Source organism: Methylocaldum szegediense (genome assembly GCF_949769195.1).
GTDB classification, from domain to species: Bacteria; Pseudomonadota; Gammaproteobacteria; order Methylococcales; family Methylococcaceae; genus Methylocaldum; species Methylocaldum szegediense.
The window spans coordinates 1,870,136-1,887,298 of record NZ_OX458333.1 but is presented as its reverse complement, the minus strand read 5'-3'; the positions used below and the strand labels follow the sequence as shown (position 1 = coordinate 1,887,298).

Below are 17,163 nucleotides of genomic sequence, written 5' to 3'. Positions count from 1 at the left end.
CCGACCGATTCGCGAAGCACAAACCGATGGCCGGATAGTTTGACGCGCACCTCGAATCGGGCATCGTTCAAGATGGTGCTGAGAAGCAGCACTAACTGACCGCATCGGTTTAGTAGATTCTGAAACCCGATCGCGTCATCCGCAATCCAAAAGACCGGGTAAGCTAAGATGAAGCGAGGTCGTTTCGCCTTGCCAGATTTTTCATCAAAGGGAGCTTATATGAATAAACAGGACGTTTTCCGGCGCTGTCTCATCAGCGCTGTATTGGGCATATGGTACGGCTGTACTCCGATCGACGTTGTGGCGCCGCGTGCAGTCGATCATTCGGCGGAACCTTACGCCGCTTATTCGAAATCAGTGAAACACCAGCCGCCGGTCACGGGTTATCTTCGTCCGTTCGGTCCGAACGCACCATGGAACCGGCCGGTCAAAGTCCTGCCACGTCATCCGCAGTCGGACGTTCTGGCCGAGCGGCTATGGATGTTCGGGCCGTCACGTCCGGGCAATTTCAATCTGTCCTTCAGTGGGTACACCTATCCGGTGTATACCGTCGACTCCGCTACCGTCGCGGTCTGGGTTCAAGCGGGAATGGGCAACCTCAACGGCACTCAGATTCCCTGGAACCCGAACTGGAGAGCGGCCAGCGGTTCCGATAGCCAAGTGATCATCCTCGACCCGGCCACGGGACGCGAGTGGGATTTATGGCAGGTTAATGCTAAAGGTACAAGGGTGTTCGTCTCGAACGGCAACCTGGTGCCGGGCTCGTACCTGACCAAGGAAGACGGCTTCAAGCCCTCGCGCGGTTGCGGCATTCCTTATCTCGCCATGCTGGTGAGGCCGGAGGAAATCGCTCAGGGCAAGATCGAGCATGCCTTGTCCATGCCGATTCGAAACACCGCTCAGACTTTTGTGCCGCCCGCGACTAAGTCGGACGGAAAGACGACCGAGAACGGCATACCCATGGGCACCCGCTTCGCACTGGACATTACCGATGCCGAAATCGACGCGTGGGTGAACTCGCTGCCCAGACAGTTGCCCCTGCAGACCCGACGGTCTGCTCGAATCATCGCCGTGGCCCTTCGGGATTACGGCTGGTTCATTACCGATACGGCGGGCGGCGCTCACTTCCAGTTCGAAGACTACGCCACCGCGCAGGGCAAGTGGGAAGAGCTGGGCTTGGGCGAACGGAGTATCGGCTGGAAAAACTACCCAACCGACCTGCTCGACGGCTTGATCACGCGGGAACGAATCTACGCGATAGCGCCGAGTAATTGAACGCATGCGTTGAGGGTCTCGCATGCGGCAGTCGAAGAACATGTCCCCACCGATAGAGGTTCCGGAGTATGAGGGGCTTCAGGAATGCTTGTTCTACTCAACACCGCTACATCAGCCCTTATGCCGATAGGGAAGGGTCGTGAGCGACGCAACCGTTTGGGCTAACGAAGTCGGCCTCAATGTAACGGCATCGCCTCTTTTCCGGAATTTGGAACCGGTCGTTCGACTTAATTCGGAATAGTCGTTGGTCGTGAATGATATGGATGTCTAAAAGCTTTTCTGAAACGACCAAAAAAAGTATTTAGAGAGTGAGAAAAATCAATCTCAAAATGTAATATAAGAGCGACATAGATGACTCTAATAAGTATCTTTTCTTAGGTAGTTGTTCTAGTTTCTTATTTGTAGATTTAATACGACAATGGAAACTACCATAATAGCTCCTATACAAACCTTAGAGCAAGCCTATAAAATGTCTGATAGGGGAGTTGTAAACCCGATGAAAAAGTCGGAATAATACTCTACGTGAGCCACGTATCAGGAAACTAGAAACGTCAATGGGAGTTAGTCACGTGGTACGACTTCATACGGCGCTTAAGGCTGCTTCGTTGTGGGCAATGAGTTATGCATCCGGGGTACATACGAAATACACGCGATTTGCCGTTGTGGGACATGCGAGAACCGGGTCCAACCTTTTGTTGGACGTATTTAGGTCCAGCCCTGAAGTCGAGATGTTCCACGAGATATTCAGCGCGGATAATCGGGTTATCGGCCAAGGATTCAACGAACACATAAACCGCTTGTACGCCGGCTATCCCCGCTGTATACGAGCCGTTGGATGCAAGATTTTCTACAACCATCTGACGAATCAGGAATGGTCTGAATTCGAGCAGCACAAAGAATTTAAGATCATTCACCTGATTCGCCGAAACCGTTTACGAACACTGGTATCTCTGGCCATCGCTTTCAAGACCGACGTCTGGCTTCAAACCAACTTCCGGAAAAAGGTACCGCTCGAAAAAAAACGGGTTTATCTGGATCCGGAAAGTTTATTCACCCAGATCATGCAGATTGAGAGTTGGGAGAGTCAAACCCGCGCGAGATTCGCGCACCGGGATGTACTGGAGATTTGCTACGAAGATTTGGTGACGGATTTCGAAGCTGTCGCTTCCGAGGCCATCGGCTTCGTGGGTGCTAAGCGGTGGAATCCGAATAGGATCGGCTATAAGAAACAGAATCCTGAGCCGCTGGATCAGCTTATTTCGAATTTCCCCGAGGTGAGCCATGCATTGAAGAACACGCCCTGGGAGCAATATCTCGAATAGGGATTGTTGATAAACGACTTCTCCCAAGAGGTCTCGAGGAGGCCGCATGTACGGGCACCTCGAAGAGCGCCGAAGGTCCTGGAGATCAGTCAATTTGGCAGTTCTAGATCAGGACACTTTACATAGCCGGTTCGCCGATAACCTTGTCTGAAGGCCATGTTTGATCACGATGCTGTCTTGATTGTCGATTTGGCCAGACATTATGGCGGGGCGGACGTGCGTGTCGCGGCTCTCGCCCGAATGCTTCATGGCGAACGTCGTTACGCCATCGCGGTCCTGAAAGGTTCCGCGCTCCACAAGCGGCTGGAATCTACCGGCCTTGCCTTTTTGCCCGTGCCGTTTTCGCGTGGCGATCCGCGCATCTTGTTCCATTTGTATCGGATGATCCGAAAAGGCGGATATACGGTAGTGGATACCCATAATCCGCAATCCCAGTTTTGGGGCGGATTGGCCGCAACTTTAGCCGGCGTGAAGCGAAAAATCGGCACCATTCACAGCGCCTACGGGCCTGAGCATGGCGATACGCTCAAAGGACGCTTTTATGAATGGGTCTTGCATTTCAGTTACCAGCTTGGCTTTCACTTCATTGCTGTATCGGAATCCGTTCACGACTATCTACGCACCTTGGGCATTCCCGCGACCCGAATTTCCGTAATTCATAACGCGATCGAATATGCCGAGGATTACCCCACCGGGCGAAGGGCACGGCTCTTCGAAGACCTCGGATGGGGCACGGACGTGTTCGTGCTTACTGTCGTGGGGCGGCTCGAACCCGTCAAAGGTCATAGGTATCTGTTCGAGGCGTTGGCAAGGGTCGTGAAATCGAAGCCTAGTCTGAGGTGCTTGGTTGTCGGTGACGGCAGCTTGCGCGGTGAATTTGAGAAGCAGGTCGAGAGCGCAGGACTGCGGAATATCGTTCACTTCACCGGCTTCCGCCATGACGTGCCCGCGTTGTTGAGCGGCAGTGACGCTTTCTGTCTACCGTCGCTTTCCGAAGGCTTGCCGTACGCGGTTCTGGAAGCCTGTCAGCATCGTCTTCCCCTGTTGTTGACCGCGGTTGGCGGTCTCGCGGAGCTCTTCGAACACGGCAAGACCGCATTTCTGGTGCAACCCGCCGATGCGACCGCGTTGGAGCGGGGAATCTGCTGGCTCATGGATCATCCTGCCGACGCGAGCGCTTTAGGCGAAACCGCGTTTCAACTCGTGAGGCAAAACTCTGGTACAAAGCACATGTATTCCAAAACGCTGGAAACCTATCGGTGCGGTATTTCCCTATAGCGCGCGTTACCGGCGCGCGGGAATACCGCGTATCCATTACCCACGCTCCTGGTTATCGCGTGCCATGCCGATGGAACGGCAAAGCTTGAAAGAAACGCAAAGGCAAGGGATCGAAAAATGCGAAGTATATCGGAAAAGGTGAGCATCAAAACATTTCGAGGATTATCCGGCCTTGATGAAATTGCAACGGAGTGGGAGTTTATAACAAAGCTAATGGATCGCAAACGATTCTTTTACCTCGCAGACTGGTACCGTTGCTATCTGGAAACCTTGGAAGAGGAACCGGACAAAGTTTTATTCACGATTGTGTATATAGGCGACAAGCCAGAGGCGATTTTTCCTCTGAAGATTTCAGCGCGGCGGATACTCGGTTTGAGGATGAAAGTCCTTGAACTGCCCAGCCATCCCCATATGTGTCTAAACGATTTTATCGTTGCAAGACCTGCGTACGTAAAGTCGTACGTACCTTTGGTATTAAAGCATCTCAAGGAAGTGGAGGGGTTGTCATGGGATTACATCTATCTCCCACGCGTCCTTGAAGAATCAACCGCAGCCATCGCATTAGTTGAACAATCCGACACTTTGAGCGTCAAGAGATCGTGTGGGTGCTGCAACTATCTGGTCATACGGCCCTATAGTGCGATGTTTCAGGGGTTTTCAAGAAACTTCAGGAGCTGCATGAGGCGAGCTAAGAAACGCGCTGAAGAATTAGGAAATATACACTATACGACTGCGTCGACCTATCCGGAACTCGAAACGGCCTATGGGGCTTTTTTAGAGGTCGAAGCCTCGGGCTGGAAGGGAAAAAATGGGATTGGTACGGCGATAAAACTGAACAAAAGGCTTGAGTTGTTTTATAGGCGGGTCATGGAAAGATACTCCAGGTTAGGCGGGTGCGAAATTCATATTATGTGGCATGAAGAAAAGCCGATTTCCGTGGAGTTCAGCCTCGTCATAGACGGCACGCTTTATACTATGAAAATAGGTTATGATGAAAACTATTCGTTTTGCAGTCCAGGGCACCTTCTTCGTGAATATATAATAAATTATCATGAGCAAAAAGGAGACATTAGTTTCAATAATCTAATTACGGAGGCAGGGTGGCATCACGGATGGAGACCGCAATCTTACAACCTATTTCACTACTACCTTTGCAGTCCCAGTATTCGCGGCCGTATCGCTTACATGTATCAAAAAGCGCTTCTTAAAATTCGTCCGGTATGGTTGGTTTTGAAACCGAAATTAAGGAATTGGAATATCATACCGGGGCGGCCCGTTCGCGTGTAATTCTAGCGGATAAGAGTCTCGTTCATAAAAGGAAATAAGTTGATAAGGAGGAAGAACGCCATGTGTCGTAGTCTGAATAACGATTTCAGGATGGATTATAGGGTTGACGCCCTAAGCCATCCGTATCGGTTCGTACGACACTTTCAACAATGCCGTTGGACAAAGATGTCAAGGGATTATGATGTTAATAACTTTCTGGTTATGCCTAGCCTTGATTTGTTACGTCTACCTTGGATATCCGATTTTAATTACTACCCTTGGCTGGCTTCGGCAACGCCACGTTCGCGCCGGATCGATTTATCCGGAAGTCAGCCTCATTGTCTGCGCTTACAATGAAGCGGACGTTATCGGTCGGAAAATCGAGAATTGCCTGTCTTTACAATATCCAGCGGATTTGCTGGAGGTGATCGTCGTAAACGACGGATCAACGGACGGAACGCAGGAGGTACTCAAGCAGTATGCGGATCGCCCGGGCGTCAAGATTCTCGACTCGCCTTTCCGCCAGGGAAAAGCTGCGGCGATGAATCGTGCGGCGGCCGTGGCGAAAGGTGAAGTTTTCGTTTTTTCGGATGCTCGTGCCATATACCGCGTCGACAGCTTGAAAAAGCTGGTTCGAAATCTGCGCGATCCCGAAGTTGGCTGCGTTAATGGCAATAGGACTTTGTACAAGAACAAATCGCCTATTTTCGGTTCCGAGAGATCCTATTGGAGCTACGAAGCGTATATCAAGACGATGGAGACCCAATGCGGGTCTACAGTCAGCGTCAGCGGGGCGATGATCGCTATACGGGCGTCCCTGTTCGAGCCCATACCCGCGAACCTAATTTTGGACGATACCTATCTTGCGCTGCAGACACTGCGGAAAGGGTTTCGGGTCGTCTACGAGCCGGCGGCGATCTGTTTTCAAAGTTCGGCTAGCTCGACGCGCGATGAGGCTTTACGGCGGCAACGTATCACTGCCGGGCGCTTTCAGATGCTGTTCAATGCCCGCGAGCTATGGCCGTGGAATGACAAATTCGCGATCTTCGAACTGTTATCCCACAAGATCATGCGCCTTTTCTTACCGTTCTTCAGCGCGGGACTGTTCGTTTCCAGTGCGGCATTAGTTTTATCGCCGGATACACCGGAAATGGCGCTATTAGTTTTCGAGGGCCAGTTGATATTCGGCATTCTTGCGCTTGGCGGATGGATTTCAGAAAAATTTGGCTGGAATTTGGGATTTTTGGGGATTTCGTATTACATCGCGAGCGGAAATTTGGCTTCACTGAGCGGATTTATAAGGTATTCGAAAGGCCGGCATACGGTTCTTTGGGAAAAAGCGCGCCGCGCGGAGTGAGAGGTATGGCTCAGCCTGGCGGAATGAAGCGGCGTTCCAGAAGTTTGATGCCCGTCTAGCTCGGCAATTGCTTCCGGAACGCCGGTATATGTTTCGCGGTTTAGAGCGTTTTCATCGCTGGTGTACGTTCGAAAAGGAAGCTGCCTTTGGCAGCAGTGAGTTTGAAGCGGGTCTCGCCGCGCCGGTGAGTTACTTTTGCAAACCACTTATTGGGCTGTACCCACAAGTCCCGGGTGTCCTTCCCTGGACACCCGCCTGCCTCGGGAGCGCCAAGGCGAGCGCATGGGGTTTGCCCTTCGGCCCAGCCTTCGGCTGCCTGAAATGAAAACGTCCTGTTCTGGACATTGCCCTTCGGGCGAACTTCGCTTGTCCCATTCCGCTCCCGGCGGAATGGTCGCTCCCGACGAGTTCGTCTTTCAGTGCTCAAAGACAAATGTGTCGGGAACACGTTTGGACGCGCGAAGTGCGCCCGCAAGGTCCGTACCAGGGAAGGTACGAATCAGCGGGCACCCGTATGGCGCACTGATCCAGCGTGTCGCCGGCTGAAGCCGGGGCGATGAAGGCATATCCGTGTAGCTGTGCCGCCGCACGCGCTCCCGCGCGTGCCCCTGCGGGCGGTTCCGCCTCCATACGGCGATGCTCGGGTGCGCCACACGGGACGTTTCAGCAACGCCGTAGACCTACCTAATTAGAAAATGGTCTTGGGATACGGCTTAAGACGCCGGAATACGTGCCAGAATCGGCACACCGAGTTTTTCGTCGAGGTCCGCGGGCGGATAAAGACCTCGCCGCTTCAGCTCGGCGAAATAAGCCACGAGGAACGCAGCCAATAGGCCAAAAAGGGCACCGATCAGGACTTTCATCAGCCTTGCCGCGTTCAGCGGTTTCGGCGAGATCGTGGGTTCTTGGAAGACTCGGACGTTGGTGACTTTTCTATTATCCAATTCCTCGGAAATCCTGGTTTCTTCCAATTTGGTCAAATAGTCCTTGTAAAGGTGTTCTTTAACCGCCAATCGCGCTTCCAGATTCAGTAATTCTCCTTTGTGGAGACTGATCACCGAGAGTTGATCGTTGACCTGTTTTAGGGTTTGCTCGGCATCCTTGATGGTTAATCGTGCGCTCAGCAGTTCGGGTTCGATCTGCGCAATCGCGAGCTCCAGGTCCCAATAGGCCTGGTTCGGCTGACGGTCTAGCTGAGCGGCTCTTTCCTCTTCGCTCCTGCGCATGAAGTCTTTGACATCTTCGATCTCTTGCCTGACTTCGGCTACGGTTCGGGACGTTTCTCGGTATCGCCGCAAGAGCTGCTTTTCCTTGATCTGTAGCTCGATAAGTCTTTGCTGCGCGAACTCCCCGCCGGCCGGCACCTTCTTTTTCAATTTCTGAAGGGCAGTTAATCGGTGAGACAGCTCGTTGGCCCTGGCTTTGGTAACCCGCAGGGTTTCCTCTATCGCCGATTGCCGTTGAAGCAGCAGTCGGATCTGCTCGTCGACATTGATGATTCCGTATTGTTGCTGGAAATCCCGGAGCGCTTGGGCGGCTTCTTGTAGGCCCGCGGTATATTCGGCCAGCTTTTGCTCGAAGAACGGGGCGCGGGATTCGCCGTAAAGGCGAACATGTTTATCGATAAAGCTATTGACCAGCAAATCGACGACACGCTTGCCGACCTCGGGTTCAGGATGCGCGAAATACACATGGATCACGCCCGAATTCTTGACGCTCTTGACGGCAAGGGCTTTGTCGAAATTCAACAGCGCGGCGTCCATTACCGATTGATCTTGGGGATCTGCGCTTTTGAGTTCGGGATACAAGGTTTTCACGCCTATCGCGGTAATGACCTTTTGCCGTAAGTCTGTACTATTGAGCAATTCGGATTCGGTATTGAGCAACTCTTCCATTTTGAAGTCCCGCCTGGACGGGCTATAGGGGCCGCTGTGCTCGGGTATATATTGGTACTCACGACCCAAGTTGAACAGCAAAGCGGCGTGGGCCTCGTAAAGCGGTTTTTCGAAAAGCGCAGTGATCGCGCCTGCGGACAAAGCGATCAAGAACGCCGTCAAAGCTTTGCGTCTGTGCCTGAGCAGCAAGGTTATCGGTTGAGGGGGTTGGATTTGATGATTAGCAAGCATCACTGTTCTATCCCTATAGTGAGTTACGGAAAAAGTCGCACGGAAAGCGAGCGCTCCCCGAAGCGATCAAGCTCCGACTGGGCCGCTTGCGGTAATGACAGAGCGATTCCCATGAAAATCCAAAAGTATTTCGGGTAGGATTCGTGCAGAAACAGGCTGCTAACGAGAAAGCCGAAAACGCCTAGCCCGAACGCAACGGTGAGCGTTGCGCAGTCCTTGACGCCGGCTTGGTCGAACCCCTGTCTTGCCTGTCTGAGGCTTTTTGCCATCAGCCATAACAGCGTGCCGAAACTCGCCAAACCGATCAGTCCCCGTTCGGCGGCGATCTGAAGATAAAGACTGTGCGCGTTTCGATCTTCGCCGCGATTCATCAGGTGCAGGTCCTGACTGTAATTCTGGAAGTTGAAGGCATAATTGCCGGCACCCACGCCTTGCAGGGGGTTGTCCGCGAACATGCGTAGGGCAACCAGCATTTCTGCCTTGCGTCCATCGACGGAAACATCTGCCGCACTGGTATCAGACTGGGATTTTTCACCGGAAACCGTGGCAATCAAGTCGTTCACGCGAGCGATGTAAGCACTCGGAGCGATTGCGGCGAGACCGACCACAAGAATAAGGCCGGATACCAGCGCTTTCGGGGAAAGACGAACGCGTAGAAGGACGAGACCCGCGATTCCCAGCAAGCCTACGAGCGCGCCGCGCGAGTAGGTAAGGCTTATGGCTAACAGCACGAAGCCTAGGACGACGGCTGCGACGGGGCGAAGCAGCCGTATGGGCTCGTTCAGCACGCGGTCGAAACATAAGGGCACGATGGGAATGAGAATCAGGGCGTAGAAGTTCGGGTCGGTCAAAGGGCCGGATATGCGGTAATCGCCCAGTTCTTTCCCCAGTTCGTCATATTCGGCTTTAGCGAAGCCCGCGAAATTGAACCAATAGGCACCGGTTATAAATTGGAGAAAATTCATCGAGGTCAAAAAACCCGCCGCGAAAATGAGCGCCCAAACCACGAGCCTAAAGGAAGCGGCAGTTCTCGATATCAATATGATGAGAATGCAGATCATGCCTTCCCTGATGTTGTTGATGACGTACTCCTGCGCGTCCCGAAAATGATCCGAGTACGCCAGCGACGCCAGAATGAACAGCATGTAGATCAGCGTGAACAGGGCCGGTTTGATCGCACCGACCGGCCTCTCGCCTCCGATTAGGCGAAGGGTGAGTGCCGTGAGGAGCATGATGCCGTACAGCTTGGTCGGCGAAGGCGCTCCGTGTTCGACGGCGACGTCGGTGGCATTTGTGTAGATAATAAACGTCAGTGCCGCCAAGCCCCAGTCCGTGCGCAGGAAAGTCAGCACAGCCACGGGCAGTCCAACGAACACAACGAGGAACGCGAGCGCCAATTCGAGGGCGTCCAATTGCGAGATCAGTAACACAGGCACCAGGGCGCTGGCGCCCAGGGCTAGAAGATCCCACTTTTGGGTCGCAATCCATCGACCGAGTTCTTCCGGCTGAGACAGCCGCATCCATGCCTTTGAAGCCACCTTTTCCTCCTTGTGTCCGGTCGCAATCCGTCCGTTCGCGGGCCGCGGCGTGCAGGGGCTTTTTAGCCTTCTAGCAGCCGGGAGCCCTCCGAGTCAATATCACTTGGAAGGTTCTGAAAAGGATTTCCATGTCGAGCCGGAGGCAGGCTCGTTGAATATAGGCGATGTCGAGCTGCGACCGCTCGTCGAACTCGGTCTTGTTTCTACCGAGAATCTGCCACAGACCTGTGATTCCAGGCGGAGCGTCAAGGCGTTCCGTCTGCCAGAGCCGGTAAGTCTCGGGACGGAACGAAGTTGGCCGGGGTCCAACCAAGGTCATTTGTCCGAGCAACAGATTGAAGATCTGAGGAAGTTCGTCCAGGCTTGTCTTTCGCAGGATTTTTCCTACCCGCGTGATGCGGGGATCATTCTTGATTTTGAAGTCCGGCCATTTCAGCTCGTTTAGGTGCATCAGCTGGTGTTTGAGCTCTTCAGCGTTCCGAACCATCGTCCGGAATTTATAGATACGGAAACGCTTACCATCTTTACCGGTTCTTTCTTGCAGGAAAAATACGGGATCTTTCGGCGATTCCAGCTTGATCGCCAATGCAATGATCGTCATCAGAGGGACCGTCAAAGGACTTGTAAGCAGCACGAAGAGTATGTCGAGCAACCGCTTGGCGGCGAAGTAAGCAGGATCATCCGGGAGGCCGAACCTCGGTTTGAACTGTTCCAGCCAATCGAGCTCGCTCCCGTATCGTTCTTTCAGCGTCGGGCTGATCATGCGGCTTTCTCCTCGGTTTCTTCCACCGTCTCGACGGTGTTGCCTTCGGTCATATTCGACTCGGCAGCTTGGATTAGGGCATCCAGGGTAAACCCATCGTTCGGGAAAGACGCTGCCCCGATCGATACGGGGATCTCCAAGTCTTTTGTGGCACAGCCTTGAATTCGTTGAATCAAGGTATTGCGTTCTTCAACATCCGCAGAAGGACACATGACCAATAGCCGGGAATCGGATTCGGTGCACATGACGACCATATCGCTGCGTCTGAATCCGGTTACGATCCGATCGATCAGCCGCGCGTTCAGATAGCGTTTGATGTAACGTTCGGCAAGTTCGCGCAATAGGGTCTGTTGGGTGCGGGAGAGGGAATCCATGCTCGAGTTGTGCTTTACGTCCAGCATGATAACGCTGAGCGGGTGCCCGGACCGGCGGCTTTGGTAGAGACAGTTATTGATGTCGCTCAGGGATTCCGTGAGTTTTGCGATCGGTTTATGGATGTTTTTCAGAAGCATCTGTTCCAGCTCGTCCGAGATGTAGGAAATCCACCGCGATACGGCATAGGAAAAATAAACCAGGATGCCGAGCAATGCCGTTTCGAGAAGACTGAACGGATGAACGGCATGTTGCGTGGCGGAGTGTGCCGATAGGGTCAGACTCGTGCTTATCACGAGAAATAGAGGCAGGTATACGGAATGCCTGGTCCAGAATTTCCAGCCGGCGATGATCACCAATACCGACAGAGCGGCCAAAATCTTGGTGTGCGAGGAAATGCTGGAAGTCGTGAGTGCGCTGAGCTGCAGGTTGTCGAGACCGAGGATGACGAACAGGCTGGTAAGCAAGCCAAGCAGATCCTTTGAAATAGATTTCATTTGCAAACACTCCTTTTCTGCAAACTCTATTCTTTCTGTCTTTTATTTGGCGTTTTCCATCGCTTTCCGAATAGTGATGCGGGAGCCGCATCACATCCTCTTGCGGCATTCGATCGCTATGCTTTTCATCACCTCCGGCAATCCAAAAGAAGCGGTTCAAAAGGCGTCTTGGAACAATCGATGCAGCATTTGCGCTTCAGTGGGTGTTCTGTAAGTGGCCGGTTGTGTTGTGTTTCCGGGGAATGAACGTCCGAGTCGTGAAAATGGGCCGGACTCGTCTCGTCGCGATCACGAGGCGGATTCGGAAGATATCCGTATTCCGGCGAGCGGGGACGTCGGTGACGTACGTCGTGGAGAAGCAGCCGGACGGCGCCGCGCGGCGCAGTGCGGCGCGAACCTAATGGCCAGCCTGCGCGGCCGAGCCACGGATCGGCGCCGAGAGGTGCGGTGTCCATCGCTAGACTCGACAAGTCTACTGTTCTCCTTGGGCGGGCCGTAACTGCGAGGCAGTTCGGCGAACGGCACTCACTATAACAGACTGTTACGAAATCAGAATAGAAAAAAATCAACAAACGTGTTCGCTTTTCGAAGCATAATATCGCTACCCTTATACTTATCCGGATTCCTCGGTGCGGGCGAAGGTCGAGTCGAACGACGGGAACCGAGACGGTTCTCGATGTCGGGGAGAGGTCTTCGCTCGATCAAAGCGGGCTCTGGCCTGCTTTGACGGAAGGCAAGCCGGAGCGGTTTCACCGTGGCGCGCGGGCTGCGCCTGACGTCCGGATTTCCGACTATTGGCGTAGCGAAAGGATTCTGGATAGAGTGAAGGGAGCCAGTCAGTGATATTCAGTGATATATCGTGCAACGGACAAGGAGAGGCAGGGCGGTAGTGCCTTGCTGTGATGGTGCCGTGTGCAGTCCGGGACTTCTGGCAGGATGCGATGGTCCCGAGCCTGCAAGCGATTTAACAAGGAACTGTACAATGAGTCATGCTGGCCGAAGGACCGTGCACGCCGTAGCGTGGAATTATGCGTCTTTTGCTTTGAGCAAAGGCGTTGTTTTGATCACGATGGCGATACTTACCCGTCTTCTCCCTCCCGAAACGTTCGGGATAGTCAGCCTGGCGACGGTCGTCATCTCGTATTTTTCCCTGCTTCAAGACTTGGGGCTAGGGAGTGCCCTTATTCAGCAACGAAGCGAGGTTCAGGAAGCGGCCAACACCGTTTACGCCGCGAATCTCCTTATCGGTATCTTTTTCTTCGCCGTGACGTTCGCCGCGGCGCCCGCGATTGCGGCTTTCTTTCACGAGCCCGCGGTGACGTTCATGCTGCGGATTCTCGCGCTGACGTTCGTCATCGATCCATTCGGATCGGTGCACATCGCACTTCTTCAGCGGGATTTGGCGTTTCGCAAGAAGCTGATTCCGGATATCGGGCGATTGCTCGTGAAAGCAGCCGTCACGATCGTGCTCGCGGTCAAAGGATACGGCGCATGGTCATTGATCATCGGGCAGTTGTCGAGCTCGGTGGCCGGCGTCGTCCTTGCGCGGGTTGCCCTGCGGTGGAAGCTCAAGATCCGCATCGACAAGGTGCAGTTAAACCGCCTTTTGAAGTTCAGCATACCGTTCATGGGTTTTAACCTGATCAACGCACTGGTTTCGAATATCGAATTCGTCGTGATCGGTAGGACCTTGGGCGATGCTGCGTTGGGTATTTATTCGATCACGTATCGCATCGTCGATATGCTGGTGATGAACGTCTGGGTGGTATTGGCCGGTGCCATGTTTCCGGCACTGGCCACCATACAGCACCAGCCGCATCTTTTGCGGCGCGCGTTTCTTTCGGTAACCCAATATGTTCAGGTTTTTATCGTTCCGATATCGCTGGGCCTTATCATCACGGCGGAACCGATCGTCAAGGTCTTGCTCGGCTCTCAGTGGCTGGACGCGATTCCAGTTCTCCGGCTACTACCCGTTGCGTTTCTGATTTTCTCGATCGGCACGACAGCGGGCGATGTCTATAAGGCCATCGGCCGACCCGCGCTGTTACTAAAAATGGGGATAGTGCACATCGCGATACTCGTCCCCTTGCTTCTATACGGCGTTCGATACCACTTGATAGGGGTAGCGCTGAGCCTGATCGCAACCTCAGTCCTGATCAAGACGGTTCATCTGGTCGTGGTCGTGCGCGTCATCGGCGTTAAGGTGTCGGAACTCATGCGCGCTCTGAGGCCCGCGTTCGTCGGAGGGACCGCGCTTACCGTCGTGACAACCCCTCTGATCTACGGTATACGCGACGAGCCGCCTGCGATACAGTTGCTGGTAGCAGGGGTAACCGGAGCAGCAACCTATTTCGGAGCCTTATGGCTATTGGAAAAGGAGGTCGTTATCAAGGGAGCGAATACCATTCTCGACGCCGTGAGACGTTGAGGCGCGCGGCAGTTTTCCAAGCCGGATCTCGGCTGGCCTTGAGCGGTGCCGCCTGTTTCGTTCGTGCATGGCCGACACCTAGTCGGAAGGAATTCCGCGAGGTTCGTTCCATCGACTACCTGGGTCGACGAATGAAACGGCTGCCCGGGTGCTTTGAACCTGAAAACGGCAGTTGACTACCGAAATCACCGCAATACCCAATCAGCTGCGGTATTCCCTCACCCTAATCTCTCGCCCGGAGGGTGAGGGGTAAACTCCCTTCTCCCTCTGGGAAGGGCCGTCCTGGTGCTCCCAGGACGACCGTTTGCGATTGGAAGGGTCGTTTCGGCGCTCCCGGAACGACCGTTTGCGATTGAAGAAGGGCTGGGAATGAGGGTATGGCGCTGTTCAGGGTGTATCCAACTGCTGGATTTAGGTTGGAAGGTTTCTAGGCGCTCGTCTTTTTAGCTTCATTAACCGTGATTTATTTGATGGACAGGAAGTTATGAATGGAGTCAACCTTATTGCGCAAACTCGCAACGCTGTTTTCGGTCGCTTGGCATGGTTCGTTGTGCTGACCGCTCTGCTCGGATGCCAGGGGTGTGCCGTCAAAAAACGGAGTATCGACCCCGGCGTGAAGCTGGCGGAGGTCGAAAGCAAGTATGACGTTCCGCACAACTACATCATTCAACCCGGTGATCAACTCGAGGTTAAGTTTTTTTACACCCCGGAATTCAACGAGTCCGTGACTGTACGACCCGACGGCAAGATTTCCCTCCAGCTGGTCGACGACGTTCAGGCGGCCGGAAAAACAACCGCGGAGCTCGACGAATTTCTTACGGAAGCCTATTCCGAAGAACTCAAAGACCCAGCCGTTACAGTACTGGTCCGGACAATGACGGAGCCGAAGGTGTATTTGGCGGGAGATGTCACGAATCCCGGATTCATTACGGTGAGAAACAAGATTGGCGTGCTTGAGGCTATCGACGAGGCAGGAGGATTTCGGGATAGCGCGAACATCAACAATGTCAACGTTATCCGAAAAGGACCGAATGGTCGTCCGGAAACTTACGAGATCGACGTGGAAGCAATCCTCGACGGCTCGTTGAGCGATTCGGCGTTTCTGCTCCAACCCAAGGACGTGGTCTACGTGCCGAGGCGGACAGTCGCCAAGGCCGCGGACTTTATGGACAACATTCGCAAGATCATCATGCTCAACGGCCTTTTCATTCCTTTGTTCTGAAGGTCGTCGGAAGGGTCGAAAGAGTTTGAGCGGTGCTGAACCCCCGGGATGAGGATCGCTTCTTGCGACCACTCATCGAAGCCGTAGAGCCAGGCCAGGAGCTCAGCATCATCCGGTTGGACACGGACGTTCGGTGTTCACCCTACGTGCGGTGATCTTCACGAGAAACGGACTTGCTTCGGAAAGACACGCACGCAGGGTTTCCGTACCGGATGCCCGTTAGTATTGATCGCTCGGTGCTATCGCGTAGATCCGCTCCCGCGTGATCAAGCCGTCGAGCAGGTCGGTCGGGTAGTTCTTCCAGCCGATGCTCCGTTCGCCCAAGCCGAGCTCATTCCACTTCTCCCGCGCGGTGGCGTAGTCCTCGAACTGGAAGTGGGCACCGCCGGCCGTGTCGGTGATGAACCAGCCGTAATCCCGCAGGGCCACAGCGATGATGCGTGCCGCCCGCCGGGTTTGCTCGGGCAGTTCGCTTGGCAGCGAATTCACCCACTCGTCGATTTCGGCATCGGTGATGTTCAGCGCAAAGCGGGTGCCCATGGGCAGGCCGTTCTGCGTGACGCGGCCGTCGGATTTGGTGGCGGGCGCCACGAAGTTTCGGGCGGTGTTTCGGCTCGGCATGGACAGAGCGTGCTCGATCTTGCCTTGAGCGATTTCTTCCGGCCTTACCAGCATGGCAAGATAAGGAATGCCGCAACCGCGCGAGGGCTTGAAGCCATCTTCCTTGGTCAGGTACGAACCCGGCACCAGGTTGCCGTTCGAGATGCGAATTGTGGAGCCTCGGACGCTAACCTGCCACAAATCCCACTCGCGCCCGGTGACCGGGTCGAGGATGATCACTTGACCATCGGAACCGCTGGCCGCTCTCCAGTTCGGGTTCCAAGGAATCTGGGTACCGTTGAGGTTGCCCATTCCCGCTCTGACCGTAACGGTGGTCGTAGCGGAATCGGCCATGTACACCGGATAGGTGTACCCGCTGAAGGACAGATTGAAGTTGCCCTGGCGCGATGGCGAATATTTCCACAGGCGATTTGACAGGGTGTCGGATTGCGGATGACGCGGTAGCCCGTCCACCGGCAGGTTCCACGGTGCGTTCGGACCGAACGGACGAACATAATCATCGGCCGCTCCGGCAGACTGGGCGATGACCAGGGTTGCCGCCATCGACAGACCGCGGATGGCTTTACGTACTAAGGTGTGGCTGCGACCGTCGGTATTTCGATTATCGGCGCGTTTGGCTGAAGGAAGGTGAGAGTTTACCGATTTCATATTTTCTCCCGTGGGATCATTACGCTAAAAGTCGAGGCGCAGGGCTCTTGGCCCGCACGCCGGGTTAAGTAAGCTCCGGTGCCGGAGGCTCCTTAAGAGCCGCCGTGGTCACCCGGCTTTAGCGTCCCTGGGACCAACTCCATCGTTCCTGACAGGTTCAGCGTTGGTCGAACTACCGGCTGTTCAAGCAGTTCCATTCTCCAAACAGTTACGAGCGAATCCGATGCAAGCTATGGATGATTCCCGTGTGCCTTAGGCGCTGCTTCGAATAACTCAGGGATGAAAACGCCACCGTAGCGTTCGTTGAAAGCGAACGTCGCGGGGTTCATTACTGGGTTATTCGAGGCTGGTCGAGTAGGTCCGAGCAGTTCTCGGAAGAACAGCTCGGCGAACAGCGCGTTGCCCTACTCGTTGGCTCGGAGGTCCGAGAGGCCGATCACCTGAAGGGCA

General features: G+C 54.2%; 12 protein-coding genes. 7 read left to right on the top strand and 5 right to left on the bottom strand.

The window, feature by feature from the left end; translation table 11 throughout:
- Window positions 1-219: 219 nt before the first annotated feature.
- The 5 genes from QEN43_RS08030 (at window position 220) to QEN43_RS08010 (ending at window position 6,498) form a co-directional block, all read left to right on the top strand.
- Entirely contained in the window at window positions 220-1,275 is a 1,056-nt protein-coding gene (locus QEN43_RS08030; protein ID WP_026611905.1) for a hypothetical protein, read from the top strand.
- A 728-nt stretch (window positions 1,276-2,003) separates the two neighbouring features.
- A complete protein-coding gene (locus QEN43_RS08025; protein ID WP_317963921.1) occupies window positions 2,004-2,597 on the top strand; it encodes a hypothetical protein in 594 nt (197 codons plus the stop codon).
- A 156-nt stretch (window positions 2,598-2,753) separates the two neighbouring features.
- Window positions 2,754-3,875 (top strand): glycosyltransferase, encoded by a 1,122-nt coding sequence (locus QEN43_RS08020; RefSeq protein ID WP_026611907.1) that lies wholly within the window; start codon window positions 2,754-2,756, stop codon window positions 3,873-3,875.
- Between the two features lie 138 nt (window positions 3,876-4,013).
- A complete protein-coding gene (locus tag QEN43_RS08015) occupies window positions 4,014-5,162 on the top strand; it encodes a GNAT family N-acetyltransferase (RefSeq protein ID WP_317963920.1) in 1,149 nt (382 codons plus the stop codon).
- Between the two features lie 178 nt (window positions 5,163-5,340).
- Complete coding sequence (locus QEN43_RS08010) at window positions 5,341-6,498, top strand: glycosyltransferase family 2 protein (RefSeq protein WP_317963919.1); 1,158 nt, start codon at window positions 5,341-5,343, stop codon at window positions 6,496-6,498.
- Window positions 6,499-7,211: 713 nt separating this feature from the next.
- On the opposite strand, the gene QEN43_RS08005 is transcribed toward QEN43_RS08010, so the two are convergent.
- From QEN43_RS08005 to QEN43_RS07990, 4 genes are all read right to left on the bottom strand, one after another.
- Window positions 7,212-8,624: a GumC family protein gene (locus QEN43_RS08005; RefSeq protein ID WP_317963918.1), complete on the bottom strand. Its 1,413-nt coding sequence runs from the start codon at window positions 8,622-8,624 to the stop codon at window positions 7,212-7,214.
- A 23-nt stretch (window positions 8,625-8,647) separates the two neighbouring features.
- On the bottom strand, window positions 8,648-10,162 hold the full coding sequence (locus tag QEN43_RS08000; protein WP_156912727.1) for an O-antigen ligase family protein: 1,515 nt from the start codon (window positions 10,160-10,162) through the stop codon (window positions 8,648-8,650).
- 70 nt (window positions 10,163-10,232) lie between these two features.
- Window positions 10,233-10,925: a sugar transferase gene (locus QEN43_RS07995; protein WP_051331628.1), complete on the bottom strand. Its 693-nt coding sequence runs from the start codon at window positions 10,923-10,925 to the stop codon at window positions 10,233-10,235.
- Window positions 10,922-11,794: a GGDEF domain-containing protein gene (locus tag QEN43_RS07990; protein WP_026610327.1), complete on the bottom strand. Its 873-nt coding sequence runs from the start codon at window positions 11,792-11,794 to the stop codon at window positions 10,922-10,924. Before QEN43_RS07990 ends, QEN43_RS07995 begins: the two co-directional genes overlap by 4 nt.
- A gap of 982 nt (window positions 11,795-12,776) precedes the next feature.
- Here QEN43_RS07990 and QEN43_RS07985 point away from each other — a divergent pair.
- Complete coding sequence (locus QEN43_RS07985; protein ID WP_317963917.1) at window positions 12,777-14,222, top strand: lipopolysaccharide biosynthesis protein; 1,446 nt, start codon at window positions 12,777-12,779, stop codon at window positions 14,220-14,222.
- A gap of 484 nt (window positions 14,223-14,706) precedes the next feature.
- Entirely contained in the window at window positions 14,707-15,444 is a 738-nt protein-coding gene (locus QEN43_RS07980; RefSeq protein WP_051331629.1) for a polysaccharide biosynthesis/export family protein, read from the top strand.
- 219 nt (window positions 15,445-15,663) lie between these two features.
- Here the strand turns inward: QEN43_RS07980 and QEN43_RS07975 are convergent, their stop codons facing one another.
- Window positions 15,664-16,713: a hypothetical protein gene (locus tag QEN43_RS07975; RefSeq protein ID WP_026610330.1), complete on the bottom strand. Its 1,050-nt coding sequence runs from the start codon at window positions 16,711-16,713 to the stop codon at window positions 15,664-15,666.
- Window positions 16,714-17,163: the final 450 nt, after the last annotated feature.